This is a genomic window from Gilvimarinus sp. F26214L (assembly GCF_054401055.1).
Genome location: NZ_JBTIYG010000015.1, coordinates 86039 through 100007 on the forward strand (window position 1 = coordinate 86039; position 13969 = coordinate 100007).

The following is a 13969-nucleotide window of genomic DNA, read 5'->3' on the forward strand; positions in this document are numbered from 1 at the left end:
GTCTTGCTTGATGCCGGCGCGCTCGCGTGCGGGCTTTTTATACGATGTGATTCCGGTCCGCCGGAAATGTGGCGGAACGTCGTGAAGTATTGTTGAGTGAGCCCGTGAGCGCAAGGCGCAATTCCCGGGCTTGGCCGCCGGTCGCGGTTTGCGGGCGCCCCGTTGTTTGGCGGATGACGGGATTGCGGCCGCCGCGGGGCCTTCGGACGGGCCCGCGGTTGGCGGGCCCGGATCGGAGTCTGTGCAGGAGGGGTCGCGCGCTGCGCGTTTAATGGATGCGCTTGACCTCGATCTCCGGTTTGTCGTCGTAGAAGGCGATGTGGTCCTTCAGGTCCGCATGCTCCTCGTAGGGGTCATCGTAGCTCCAGGCCGCGTCCTGCAACTCCCCCTGGCCATCGGCGAGATTGTAGTAGCTGGCTCTGCCTTTGAAGGGGCAGGTCGAAGTTTGATCGGAGGGGGAGAGCTTGCTCATGTCCACATCGCTTTTGGGGATGTAGAAGCGCGCGGGGTGCTCGGTTTCATCCACTTCGATAACGTGCTGGGAGTCCGCAATGACCTCCCCGCGAACCAGAACCTGAACGTGATCGCTGAGCTGCTTTTCCTCCACCTTGTGGTCGGGCCATTTGCGGTGTCCGGGTGAATGGGTCATGACAACCTCCTTTTCAACGGGTGTGTGCTGTTGGCTGCGAGGGTGTGTCAGCAGGAATCGGGCCGCTCATAACGAAGAACCCCGGCGCAAGGGCCGGGGTTCGTGGATTCGCCGCGGTGCGGCGATGGCCGTGTGTCCGGGACGAGCCCGAACAGATAACGGCCAGGTCATGTTCAGTTTCAGTCTTCCAGCTCGGGCGGCGCGTAGGAGCCGTCCTTGCGGTGTACTTCGCGGCCGCTCAGGGCGGGGTTGAATACGCAGGCCACGGTCATGCCCTTCTCCAGGCCGCGCAGCAGATGCTCGTCGTTCTCGTTGAGCAGGTACATGTCGCCCGCCTTGATGGGGTGCTTTTTGCCGTCGGCCAGGGTTTCCACTTCGCCTTCGCCCTCGTAGCAGAATACGGCTTCAAAGTGATGCTTGTAATGAATGTGGGTTTCGGTCCCCGGACGGATGCGGGTGATATTGAAGGAGAAACCGACGTTGTCATCGGCCAGGACCAGCCGGGTGCTGTCCCAGTTGCCGTTTTCGGCCTCAACGTAGCGGTCGGTCTTGCGACACTCTTCCAGGTTACGGACGATCATAGATTACTCCTCTTTCGGGTTTGTAATTCGTTCAGCTTGAGCACTTGCTCTCCCGGGGCTCGTGCGGACCAGCAATTTACCGGCCGTTCCCGCCGGAGCCCTTGCGCGTTTTTCGCAATGCGCCCGACAGCCGCAGCATGTCGAACAATGCATCCACATTGCGCTCGCGGGTTTTGACCAGGTTGTATTCGCCGGGCTTGATCAGCCAATCCTGAACAATGCCCATGAGCGAACCGTGCAGCACGGAAGCGGCCAGTTTGATATCCAGATCCTTCGGTAGCTGATCCGCCTCCACTGCCAGCTTGAGCAGCTTGCGCATCCGCTGGATGGCCAGGCTGTGGCCCTGTTCAACCCGGTCGCGGATCTCGCCGCTTTCGGTCACCAGTTCCAGGCGGTGGAAAATAATGTCCAGGATCAGTTGCCATTCCCTGTCTGTGGTGGCTTTCTCGTAGAGCTCGAGCCAACGGGCCCGCAATTCTCCCAGAGGATCGTCGCGAACGCGAGCCGGATCGGTATCGCAGAGGGTATCGGAGGGTAAACGGATGCGGGAGGTAATTGCGTTGAGCAGGTCGGCTTTGTTATTAAAGTGGCCGTAGACTGCGCCGCGGGTGACACCGGCCAGCTCGGCGATGTCCGTCAATGAGGGCCGCGAGACCCCCCGTTCATGGAACACGGAGATGGCGGCATCAATGATGCTCTCCCGTGTTTCCAGCGCGTCTGCTTTGGTGCGTCTTGCCATTTCTCTCTCGGAGCCGTGCTCACATTGGGGAACGTTTGCACGCAATCATACGTCATATTCATTCATGAATAAATACGTTGACATACATGCATGAATGTATAAGATGCGCAACCATCGGCAACTGCCCCTGCCGGACCCACCATTATTCGCTCAGCCGTTTCCAAGGCAGACCCCGAGCGTGCTGGTGAGTTATCCGGGCCAACCCCAATTACGGATTCACAAGAGGTCACTCAGTGAAAAGGAATACCCCATTCGTCGCCGCACTGCTTTCTGTAGTTCTGCTCGGTGCATGCAGCAATGAAGCCCCGCCTCCGGCCGAGCCGCCGGCGGCCGTATCCGTGGTAACGCTCAAGCCCGAGCGGGTTACGCTCACCCGCGAGCTGACCGGTCGCACCAACCCCTATCTGGTGGCGGAGGTTCGCCCACAGGTCAGCGGTATCGTTGAGGATCGTCTGTTCACGGAAGGCGGGTTGGTGGAAGCCGGCGAGCCCCTGTATCAACTGGACGACGCCATGTACCAGGCAGACTACAAGAGCGCACAGGCGGCCCTCGAGCGCGCCCGGGCCGCGCTGGAAATTGCCCAGCTCAACGCCAGGCGTATTGAAGAGCTGGTGGAGACCGGCGCAGTCAGCCGGCAGGAGCACGACACGGCCAAGACCACCCTGCTACAGGCAACGGCGGATGTATCCGTGGCCCAGGCGGCGCTGGACCGGAGCAAAGTGATTCTGGACTACGCGAGCATCAGCTCCCCCATATCCGGTCTGGTCGGCCGCTCCACGGTGACGCCCGGCGCACTGGTTACCGCCAATCAGGGTCAGCCCCTGGCCACCGTCCAGCAACTGGACCCCATCTATGTGGACGTAAACCAGTCCGTGAGCGAGCTGCTGGCCCTGCGCAAAGCGCTGGAGGCCGGGCGCCTGTCCCGCGGCGACAAACTGCCGGTCACCGTCATCCTGGAAGATGGCACGCCCTACGAGCACCAGGGCACCCTGGCGTTTTCCGAGGTGACCGTGGACCCATCCACCGGCAGCAATCTGTTGCGGGTGGTGGTACCCAACCCGGACCACACCCTGCTGCCCGGCATGTATGTGCGGGCAATGATCGGCCAGGGCGTTCGGGAGAACGCCATACTGGTGCCTCAGCCAGGCATCGCCCGCACTCCCCGGGGCGGTACTTCGGCCATGGTGCTTAGCGCCGATGATGAGGTGCAGGTGCGGCAGGTGACCGTAAGCCGCACGGTGGGCGACAAGTGGCTGGTTGAAAGCGGCCTGTCCGCCGGGGACCGGGTGATTGTGGAAGGCCTGCAAAAGGTCCAGCCCGGCGATGAGCTGGCGGCCCATCAGATCACCGAAATGTCCTCAAATGCGGCCGGCCAGGAATCCGGCTTCGCGGACGCATCGTCCTCCACCCGGAACGAGGGGTAGATCTGATTTATGGCGCGCTTCTTTATCGATCGGCCGGTGTTCGCGTGGGTGATCGCCATTGTGATCATGCTCGCGGGCGGACTGGCCATTACCCAGTTGCCGGTGTCCATGTACCCGACGGTGGCGCCGCCCACCGTGGAAATGCGGGCAACCTATCCGGGCGCTTCCGCCAAGGTGGTGGAGGAGTCGGTGACGCAGATCATCGAGCAGAACATGAAAGGCCTCGATGGCCTGCTCTACTTCTCGTCCAACAGTTCCTCCAACGGGATGACGACCATTTCGCTCACCTTTGCCAGCGGCACCGACCCGGACATTGCCCAGGTGCAGGTGCAGAACAAGCTGCAACTCGCCATGCCCATGTTGCCCCAGGAGGTGCAGCGCCAGGGCATTAACGTGAGCAAGTCCACCAGCACCTTCCTGCAGGTGGTGGGTTTTGTGTCCACCGACGGCAGCATGGATGAGGGGGACATTGCGGATTACGTGGGTGCGAACATCGCCGACCCGCTCAGCCGTGTGCCGGGCGTGGGCAACATTCAGGTGTTCGGCACCCAGTACGCCATGCGCATCTGGCTGGACCCCAGCAAGCTGGAAACCTACAAACTCGCGGTACCGGAGGTGGTCAGCGCAATCCAGGCCCAGAACGCCCAGGTGTCCGTTGGGCAATTGGGCGGCGCACCGGCAATCGATGGCCAGCAATTGAACGCAACCATCAACGCTCAGGACCGGCTGCAAACGCCGGAGCAATTCCGCGAAATCGTGGTGCGCAGCACTGCGGACGGCTCGGTTCTGACTCTCGGCGATATTGCACGGGTGGAACTGGGCAAGGAGATGTACGACTTCAAGGCCAACTACAATGGCCAGCCCTCATCGGGGATCGCCATCTCCCTGGCCACCGGCGCCAACGCACTGGAAGCCTCCGCCGCCGTTCAGGAGGCGCTGGCGGAGTTGGAGCCCTACTTCCCGCCGGGCCTGGAGGTGGTTGTTCCCTTCGACACCACACCGTTTGTGCAGGTGTCCATCGACAACGTGGTCAAAACCCTGCTCGAAGCCATTGCGCTGGTGTTTGTGGTGATGTTTCTGTTTCTGCAGAACTTCCGCGCCACGATCATTCCAACCATTGCGGTTCCGGTGGTGCTCCTGGGCACGTTCGGAGTTCTGGCCGCACTCGGATTCTCCATCAACATGCTCACCATGTTCGCCATGGTTCTCGCCATCGGCCTGCTGGTGGACGACGCCATTGTGGTGGTGGAAAACGTGGAGCGCCTGATGAGCGAGGAAGGCCTCTCGCCTCTGGAGGCCACCCGCAAGTCCATGGATCAGATCACCGGCGCGCTGGTGGGGATCGGTCTGGTGCTGTCTGCGGTGTTCGTCCCCATGGCCTTCATGAGCGGCTCCACCGGGGTCATTTACCGGCAGTTCTCCGCGACCATTGTTTCGGCCATGGCGCTGTCGGTGCTGGTGGCCATCGTGCTGACTCCCGCGCTTTGCGCAACCTTTTTGAAGCCACTCAAGAAGGGGGAACACCACGGCGAGACGGGCTTTTTCGGCTGGTTCAACCGCACCTTCGACAAGGGCAGCGCCCGTTACGAGCGCGGCGTGTTCGGCATACTCGCGCGCAAGGGCCGCTTCATGGCAATTTTTGTTGCGCTCACTGCAGTAATGGCGGTGCTGTTCATGCGCCTGCCCAGCGCCTTCCTGCCCGATGAGGACCAGGGCGTACTGTTGGCCATGGTGCAAGCGCCCGTGGGCGCGACCCAGGAACGCACCATGCGCTCCATCCGCGCGCTGGAATCCCACTTCCTGGAGAACGAGAAAGAGGCGGTGGAATCGGTTTTTACCGTGCAGGGCTTCAGCTTTGCGGGGATAGGCCAGAACACCGGTATCGCCTTCGTGAAGTTGAAGGACTGGGACGAGCGCACCGATGAAAACCTGAGCGCCAAAGCAGTGGCCGACCGCGGCATGGAAGCACTCGGCCAGGTAAAGGATGCAATGATCAACGTGTTTGTGCCGCCGGCCATGCCGGAACTGGGCATCGCCGCCGGTTACTCCTTCTTCCTGAAGGACAACGGCGCCCTGGGCCACGAAGCCCTGTCCCAGGCGCGGGACCAGTTGCTCGAAATGGCCGAAGCCAGCCCGCTGGTGCAGAACGTGCGCCACAACGGTCAACCGGACACGCCCCAGTTGCGTCTGGACATCGACAACAAAAAGGCCGCTTCACTGGGCCTTTCCACGGCCACCATCAACGCCACCCTGTCGGCGGCATGGGGTGGACAGTACATTGATGACTTTAATGATCGCGGCCGGGTGAAGCGGGTGTATGTGCAGGCGGACGCGCCCTACCGGATGACACCGGAGGACTTCAACCAGTGGTCGGTTAAAAACAGCCACGGCGAAATGGTGCCCTTCTCCGCCTTCGGGCGCTCCTACTGGGATTACGGCTCCCCACGGCTGGAGCGTTACAACGGTGTGTCCGCCATGGAGATTCACGGCGAACCCGCCCCCGGCGTGTCCTCCGGTGAGGCGATGGCTGAGATGGAACGGCTGGTGAGCCAGTTGCCTGCGGGCTTTGGTTTGGAGTGGACGGCCCTGTCCTACCAGGAGCAGGAAGCCGGCGCCCAGTCCACCTTGCTGTATGCACTGTCGCTGCTGGTGGTCTTCCTCTGTCTGGCGGCGCTGTATGAAAGCTGGACCGTACCCACCGCCGTACTGATGGTGGCGCCCCTGGGGGTTCTCGGCGCAACGCTGGCCAACACCACCCTGGGCATGCAGCGGGACATTTACTTCCAGGTGGCCATGCTCACGACCGTGGGCCTGACCAGCAAGAACGCCATTCTGATTGTGGAGTTCGCGAAGCAGTATCTGGAAGGAGGCATGGACCTGATCAAGGCCACCCTGCAGGCAGTGCGCGACCGGCTGCGCCCGATTCTGATGACCTCGCTGGCCTTCGGCTTCGGCGTATTGCCCCTGGCCATTTCCACCGGCGCCGGCTCAGGCGCGCAGCGGGCCATCGGCACCGGGGTGCTGGGCGGGATGCTGGTGGGCACACTGCTCGGGATCTTCTTTATCCCGCTGTTTTTTGTGGTGGTGCAGTCGCTGTTTGGGCGCAAGGCCAAAGCCGAAACGGCTGCGGCCGGCACCGCTGAACACGTGCAATAAAGGCGGCGCGGTTCAGGCAACGTGTAGGCGGCCCAGCTCGGGCCGGAAGGATCGGGGCGGGCCGCCTGTCAGCAAATTTGCAGAGGCAGGCCGCCCATTCGCAACATCCGGCCCCCGCGTCATTCCAGGTCGCTGGCGGCGTGGCGCTCGCGCACTGGCTTTTCCACACCGTCGGTGCGGTTGACGCGCTCGCCCCTGCGCACCGCGGGACGCTCCCGAATTGCCCGGGCCCAACGGGCCACGTTCTGATAGGTGCCCACATCCAGGAATTCCTGGGCCCCGTAGATGTCCCCAATCACCATCTGGCCGTACCAGGCGTAGTTGGCCATGTCCGCGATGTTGTAGTCGTCACCGCAAAGGAACTTGCGTTCAGCCAGATTGCGATCCAGTACATCCAGTTGGCGCTTCGCTTCCATGGCGTAGCGGTTGATGGGGTATTCGTATTTCTCGGGCGCGTAAGCGAAGAAGTGGCCGAAGCCGCCACCGAGAAAGGGTGCGCTGCCGATATTCCAGAACAGCCAGGACAGGCATTCCGCGCGGGCGGACGGCTCCGTGGGTACAAACGCACCGAACTTTTCCGCCAGGTAAAGCAGGATGGCGCCCGACTCGAACACGCGCGTGGGGGGGTTGGTGCTGGTATCGAGCAGAGCGGGAATTTTCGAGTTGGGGTTGACCGCCACAAAGCCGCTGCTGAACTGATCCCCCTCGCCAATGTTGATGTACCAGGCATCGTATTCCGCACCGGCATGGCCCAGAGCCAGCAGCTCTTCCAGCAGAACAGTGACCTTGATGCCGTTGGGTGTGCCCAGGGAATACAGTTGCAGCGGGTGAGTGCCGACCGGCAGCTCCTTCTCGTGGGTAGGGCCCGCCACAGGCCGGTTGATATTGGCGAATCGCCCGCCGTTTTTGTCTTCCCAGGTCCAGACCTTGGGGGGAGTGTAGGTGTTGTAGTCGCTCATGATGCTGCATTGTCCATGTGACCGAAGATGTTCCCATACCATACCGCAGTGCTGCTGCCATGTTTAGTCAGCATGATCCGGTCCGGATGTTGGGTTACGCTTCGCTAACCCAACCTACACGACGACCGGGCATCGTAGGTTGGGTTAGGCCGCAGGCCGTAACCCAACATGGCGCGCTCAGGGAGTTGGAATAAACGTTGGGTTACGCTTCGCTAACCCAACCTACACGACGACCCGGACATCGTAGGTTGGGTTAGGCCGCAGGCCGTAACCCAACATGGCGCGCTCAGGGAGATTGGCCAACCGTTGGGTTACGCTTCACTAACCCAACCTACACGACGACCCGGACATCGTAGGTTGGGTTAGGCCGAAGGCCGTAACCCAACATGGTGCGCTTAGGGAGTTGGAATAAACGTTGGGTTACGCTTCGCTAACCCAACCTACACGACGACCGGGATCGTAGGTTGGGTTAGGCCGCAGGCCGTAACCCAACATGGTGCGCTCAGGGAGAATGGACAAACCGTTGGGTTACGCTTCGCTAACCCAACCTACGGGGGCCTTACGCCATCTCGGCGGGGGTTGGAGCCTTCTTGAAATCCAGCATGCGCTGCAGGGGGATCATGGCGCGACGAGCCAGCTCCGGGTCCACGTGAATTTCCTCGCCACCGTGCTCCAGAACTTTGGCCAGGCGTTCCAAATCATTCATGGCCATCCAGGGGCAGTTGGCGCAGCTTCGGCAGGTGGCGCCGTTGCCGGCCGTGGGTGCGATGTGGAATATCTTGTCCGGGCAGGTCTGCTGCATCTTGTAGAAGATGCCCTGGTCCGTGGCGACGATGAACTCCTGATTCGGCAGGCTCCTGGCCGCATTGATGAGCTGAGAAGTTGAGCCCACCACGTCCGCGAGCGCCACCACCGACTCCGGGGATTCCGGGTGAACCAGCACGGCGGCGTCCGGATGACGCGCCTTGAGATCCTCCACGCCCTTGGCCTTGAATTCCTCGTGAACGATGCAGGCACCGTCCCACAGCAGCACATCGGCGCCGGTCTGTTTTTGCACGTAGCGGCCCAGGTGCTTGTCCGGGGCCCAGATAATCTTCTCGCCACGGCTATCCAGATAATCCACCACGTCCAGGGCGATGCTGGAAGTCACCACCCAATCCGCCCGCGCCTTCACAGCGGCGGAGGTATTGGCGTAAACCACCACGGTGCGATCCGGGTGGGCGTCACAGAAGGCAGCAAACTCGTCTTCGGGGCAGCCGATGTCGAGAGAACAGGTGGCCTCCAGGGTGGGCATCAGCACCCGCTTCTCGGGGCTGAGTATCTTGGCGGTTTCGCCCATGAACTTCACACCGGCCACGATCAGGGTCGAGGCGGGGTTGTCACGGCCGAACCGGGCCATCTCCAGTGAATCCGACACACAGCCACCGGTCTCCTCGGCCAGAGCCTGGACCATGGGATCGGTGTAGTAATGAGCCACCAGCACGGCGTTCTGCTGCTGTAACAGCTCCTTAATCTTCGCCGTATAGGCTGCGAGCTGCTCTGGGCTGTAAGCAGGTGCGGCGGTGGCCTGGTCCAGATACACCTGAACCAGCTCCTGGGGAGTCATGGCTTCTTTAACAAGGGTCATAGGCGTGATGTGGCGCTGGAATCAGCGGTCCTGACTGAGAAAAACAGACGGATTTTAGCACAGGTGCCCGCTCGATCCCGCCCCCGGGCGGTTCACCGGCACACCTTTGTACATTTTTTAGTCACTCATGACTGGCGCGAGTTCCCTTCCCGCACCCGTAGGGCACCAACTCTGTTGGGTTACGCTCCGCTAACCCAACCTACACAACCTGTCGCGACGCGAGCCCCGTGCCCGACACCCCGCACCATACCCCGTAGGTTTGGTTAGGCCCGAAGGGCCGTAACCCAACACCATGCACCAACTCTGTTGGGTTACGCTTCGCTAACCCAACCTACGTAATTGCGAAACGCGTGGCACTCTTCAGCACCCGGTTCCCCTTCCGCCCGCAACTTCCCTTTTCTCGTCCAGTCTCAAACTCGACATTGCCACGATTTTGGAGCAAGGACGCCCATGTGGAATTGCGAGGGATATCGCAGGATTGCTTTGTGTTTGACTCTGTTCGCGCCATTGAGCCCCGGCGCGCACGCTGCAGAGGAGCATGCCGGGCGGCACCCGGATACGGATGACCGGAATGACGAACTGATTGAGGAAGTGGTGGTTACGGGCCAGGCACTCGCCCTGCGAACCGAAATGGAGCCCGAGACCGAGCGGCTGCTGAATGTGGCCGGCGCCGGCATTGATCCGCTGGCCGCGGCCCTGAGTTTACCGGGCGTAACCTTTACCTCCGACCACAGCAGCGAGCCGGCTGTGCGAGGCTCCGCGCCGGACGACAACGGCTATTACGTGGACTTCATTCCCGCCCGTTATGTGTTCCACATGTTCGGGAACAGCATTCTAAGCCACGAACTGATTCATTCCTTTGACCTGTACCCCGCGGCGTTCGGCAGCCAGTTCAGCGATGCGACGGGTGCCGTTATCGATGTGCAGTTGCGAGACCCCCGCAACCAGGCCTTTAGCACCACACTGGACGCCAGCTTTCTCAGCGCAGGGCTGTTGCTGGAAAGTGGGATCACTGACAACCAGGCTTTTTACGCCTCCTACCGCCGCAGTCTGTTCGACCAGTTCGTGAAAGACCCCGAAAGCATCGATGAAAATTCCGGCGTAACCATTCAGCAACTGCCGGTGGCGGAGGATTATCAGTTCAAGTACCGCTGGGACCTCAATCCACTCAACCGGCTCACCGTGCTTGCCGCCGGAGCCTCCGATGAAGTGGCCGCGACACTGCGCCCCCATTCCGACATGGCGCGCCGCGACCCCGCCTTCGCCGGCCCCGCCGCGGTGACCACCGGCTTCGACAGTCACGGGCTCGCCTGGGATCGCCTGTCCGAGAGCGGCAAGCACGGGCTGAACCTGACCATCACCCGCACCAGTGATTACGACAACGCACACTATGGCACGGCCCAATTCCTGAATATCGACACCGACCGGCAGATGCTGCGGGGGCAATGGGATGCAAACTTGAGCGAAGCGCATCATCTTACGGTAGGTGGCTGGCTGGAAGAGACCGAATATCAGCTAGGCCTGAACGCTAAGCTGCCGCCCTGCTCCTCCTTCGATCCGGCCTGCCCCACCATCGACGCGCCTTTGGTTCGCCTCGACGACCACTTTGAGATGAACAGCCAAGTGGGATACCTGGAAGACTTCTGGAGCATTTCGCCCAACTTCTCTCTGCGCGCTGGATTGCACTACATGCAGGACGACTACCTCAACGGGCAGGCGCTTGATCCGCGCCTGCGTCTGCAATGGCAAGCCACCGAACAGTGGCGGCTCCACGCTGCCTACGGGCACTACGCTCAATTGCCCGAACCCGGCGAGTTCGCCCCGGCCCTTGGCAACCCGCAACTCGGCTACATCGAATCCGCCCATTCGGTGCTGGGTGTGGAACGGCGGTTCGGCGAGGGCTGGAGTTGGCGCGTCGAGGCCTATCACAAATCCCTGAACAACCTGCCCCTCAGTTTAAGCGCCGACCGGGACCCGGATTTCCAGAACCGCTACAGCAACGACGTGAGCGGCGAAACCTACGGGCTGGAACTGCTCCTGAAAAAAGACCTGACTGAAAAGCTCTACGGCTGGCTGGCCGTAAGCCTGTCCCGCTCCGAGCGCCGCAACGAGCGCAGCGGGGAAGTTTGGAAATCCGACTACGACAAGCCGGCCATTGTGAATTGGGTGATGAACTACCAGGCATCCGAGCGCTGGCTGCTGGGAATGAAGTGGTCCTACCGCAGCGGCCAGTTATACACCCCCGTAGTGGACACCCGGCCCAACGCAAATAACCCCGCTGTGTCAGAATCGATTTACGGCCCGCTAAACAGCGAACGCCTGCCCGCCTACCACCGCCTGGACCTGCGTGCGGAGTATTCCCGCCCTACCGGCTATGGCATGTGGAGCATGTTCGTAGACCTGCTCAACGCCTACAACCAGGAGAACCTTCAGGCCATCAGCTCCACACCCGACCGTATCAGCGGCGACATGCACACAACCCGCTCGGAAGGGCTTGGTGTGTTTCCGTCCATCGGATTTAAGGTGCAGTTTTAGGGGCGATAGCAAACCATAATTGTCAGTCCTTCTTCTGATGACCCGCACAATCCGCGGCGCCATAATGGCCGCAGACGCGCGCAACCGACACGGTATTCTGACACGCCGTGTTGGGTTACGCTGCACTAACCCAACCTACAGACCGCGCAATGCACCCGCCGCGTAGGTTGGGTTAGGCCGCAGGCCGTAACCCAACACGATCGGAGTTCCAAAGTCGCACGCTGACTCGCTGTGTTGGGTTACGCTGCGCTAACCCAACCTACAAAAAGCGGAGCGCCGTGTAGCGCGAGCGATCACAAAAAATGCACAAATCATAGATCGGCCCACCCAATGAAGACCGCTCTTTTATTATCTCTCCTGTTAACCATAACCGCCGCTGGAGCTTGTGCCATGAGCCTGAGTGATTTCGGGAAACTTTGCCTGTTTTCGGGCATTTCGGGCGTGATCAAACTGCATGGAGAACCAGTGGCTGGCGCCCGACTGGTCCGCACCGCGTCCCTGGAATTCAGCCCGAAACGGGACGAAACAACCACCGACGAGAACGGCTACTTCGAGTTTCCGCCGCTGTATGAACGGTCAATATCCAAATATCTGCCGCAGGAGTTTGTAGCCAAGCAGGATCTGGTGGCGATACACGAGGGGAAGGAATACGTGGTGTGGGATGGGATCAAGCGAGACCCCTCCGAAAACGCAGAGTCGAGGGGGAACCCCCTGGTCGTCGAATGCAACCTCGAGGCAGACGAAGTTCATCTGTTTGTGAATCACGGCTGGATCAGCAGTCGCTGCACCTGGGATGTAGAACCTGACCCGAAGATTACCGGGCCATTCTTCGATACTGGCGATGAGTGAGCATACCAATGGGCAACGCACTACTTCCAAATATAGCCGCCGAACTTGCGAGCGACGTTTACGCGCTGGCCCAAATGAAAGACCTCAAAAGCGCGATCTCGAAACTGAACTTGAAATGGGGCCAGCAATTCGATTTCAACGAAAGCAGTACAGTCAGGGGCAAGACCGGTGGTCCCGGATTTATCAAGTGCCGTACCGCTTTTGGTTTTATAGTCTCCGGTAAGGGTTCATTTGCAGGCCACACGTTTGCAATCTTTCGCGGCACCCAATATCTCGCGGATCACCTCACCAGCCTCAACTTCACACTTTCCCGGTCCGCCTATGGCCAGCCAATACACGATGGCTTTGCCCAGGCCTTGCGCAGCATGCGACACCAGTTGCAGGAAGCAATGCGAGGTTTCCGGGGAACAACGGTCCACTGCATCGGCCACAGCCTGGGCGGTGCTCTTGCCACCATCTGCGCAGAATGGATCACAAGCACTTACAGGATCAAACCCTATCTGTATACATTTGGCAGCCCCCGCGTTGGCCTCATGGGGTTCGCCGATATCTGCACCCAACGAATCGGCTGCGAGAGCATGTTTCGCGTTTACCACCAAACCGACCTGGTCCCCTGCCTACCGATCTGGCCCTTTATCCATGTCCCGAACCAGGGCGCCGACTATTACGTACCCTCACCCGGTATCGTTCCCGCGATCAAATATCACGAGGCGCGTAGCTACGTTGAATCTGCTACCGGCCAGACCTGGAAATCCCTGGCCGCCCTCAAGCCACCGCGACGAACCGATGCAGCCATTGCTCGATGGCTGGAGGACACTCGCCCGTTGAGCATGACCTTGACCAACCTTGAGTGGCTTAATGATGCGCTCCTCTATGTGTTGAGGCAGTGCATGCACGGCGCTGCGCAAATCATCTCGCAAGCGGCATCAAGCTATTTCACTCTGCTCGACTCGCTCGCTTACATCTTGAACCGGGGCCTCGACGTTTCCAAGGTCGTCTCGACCTGGGTTGTCCACCTGATTCGGAAGATAATGATCATCACCGGACACGGTGATGCGGTGGAAGCTGCCGACTTAAGCCAAACCTTTATCCGGTCTGTTCTAGTCGAGCTTCAGCGAAAAGCCAACGATTACGCGCAAAAAGCATTGAGCAATGCCTTGGTGAAGGGACGGGCTATTTAGTCATTCAAACTGTACTGCGGACGAGCACTCCGAAACGCCCTGTTGGGTTACGCTTCAATAACCCAACCTACGCACAGACTATCGAAAACTCGCCATTGCCCGTAGGTTGGGTTAGGCCGCAGGCCGTAACCCAACACAAACGGAATTCCAAGGCTGGCATTCTGTAAGCGATCAGCAAACCCCATCTAAAACCCCGTGCTCGGTCCTGCTAGCCTCCTGATTCACTATTCAGAAGGAGAGTAGCATGACCACCGCAGAAAAACGTTCTC

10 protein-coding genes are annotated in these 13969 nt (G+C 60.4%); 5 read left to right on the forward strand and 5 right to left on the reverse strand.

All coding sequences use genetic code 11. The annotated features are described in order from the left end of the window. Window positions 1–268: 268 nt before the first annotated feature. From ACURWW_RS14940 to ACURWW_RS14950, 3 genes are all read right to left on the reverse strand, one after another. The gene (locus ACURWW_RS14940) at window positions 269–649 is read right to left on the reverse strand and encodes a DUF427 domain-containing protein (protein ID WP_445618302.1); all 381 of its coding nucleotides are present in this window, start codon (window positions 647–649) and stop codon (window positions 269–271) included. Between the two features lie 179 nt (window positions 650–828). After that, window positions 829–1230, reverse strand: coding sequence for an ectoine synthase (locus tag ACURWW_RS14945; protein WP_445618303.1), 402 nt, complete (start codon window positions 1228–1230; stop codon window positions 829–831). Window positions 1231–1306: 76 nt separating this feature from the next. After that, window positions 1307–1969 (reverse strand): TetR family transcriptional regulator, encoded by a 663-nt coding sequence (locus ACURWW_RS14950; protein WP_445618304.1) that lies wholly within the window; start codon window positions 1967–1969, stop codon window positions 1307–1309. A gap of 233 nt (window positions 1970–2202) precedes the next feature. Between ACURWW_RS14950 and ACURWW_RS14955 the strand changes: the two genes are divergently transcribed. Continuing rightward, entirely contained in the window at window positions 2203–3393 is a 1191-nt protein-coding gene (locus ACURWW_RS14955; RefSeq protein WP_445618305.1) for an efflux RND transporter periplasmic adaptor subunit, read from the forward strand. A 9-nt stretch (window positions 3394–3402) separates the two neighbouring features. Then, window positions 3403–6549 carry an efflux RND transporter permease subunit gene (locus tag ACURWW_RS14960; protein ID WP_445618306.1) on the forward strand — a complete coding sequence of 1049 codons (3147 nt, stop codon included), beginning with the start codon at window positions 3403–3405 and terminating at the stop codon, window positions 6547–6549. A 119-nt stretch (window positions 6550–6668) separates the two neighbouring features. Here the strand turns inward: ACURWW_RS14960 and yghU are convergent, their stop codons facing one another. Both yghU and nadA read right to left on the reverse strand, forming a co-directional pair. Continuing rightward, window positions 6669–7508 carry a glutathione-dependent disulfide-bond oxidoreductase gene (gene yghU / locus ACURWW_RS14965; protein ID WP_445618307.1) on the reverse strand — a complete coding sequence of 280 codons (840 nt, stop codon included), beginning with the start codon at window positions 7506–7508 and terminating at the stop codon, window positions 6669–6671. Between the two features lie 559 nt (window positions 7509–8067). Next, window positions 8068–9114, reverse strand: a complete 1047-nt coding sequence (nadA, locus tag ACURWW_RS14970; RefSeq protein ID WP_445618311.1) for a quinolinate synthase NadA — start codon at window positions 9112–9114, stop codon at window positions 8068–8070. 510 nt (window positions 9115–9624) lie between these two features. Between nadA and ACURWW_RS14975 the strand changes: the two genes are divergently transcribed. From ACURWW_RS14975 to ACURWW_RS14985, 3 genes are all read left to right on the forward strand, one after another. Further along, window positions 9625–11670 carry a TonB-dependent receptor gene (locus tag ACURWW_RS14975; protein ID WP_445618308.1) on the forward strand — a complete coding sequence of 682 codons (2046 nt, stop codon included), beginning with the start codon at window positions 9625–9627 and terminating at the stop codon, window positions 11668–11670. Window positions 11671–12060: 390 nt separating this feature from the next. Further along, the gene (locus ACURWW_RS14980) at window positions 12061–12519 is read left to right on the forward strand and encodes a DUF6795 domain-containing protein (protein ID WP_445618309.1); all 459 of its coding nucleotides are present in this window, start codon (window positions 12061–12063) and stop codon (window positions 12517–12519) included. An 8-nt stretch (window positions 12520–12527) separates the two neighbouring features. Beyond that, window positions 12528–13700, forward strand: coding sequence for a lipase family protein (locus ACURWW_RS14985; protein ID WP_445618310.1), 1173 nt, complete (start codon window positions 12528–12530; stop codon window positions 13698–13700). Window positions 13701–13969 lie beyond the last annotated feature (269 nt).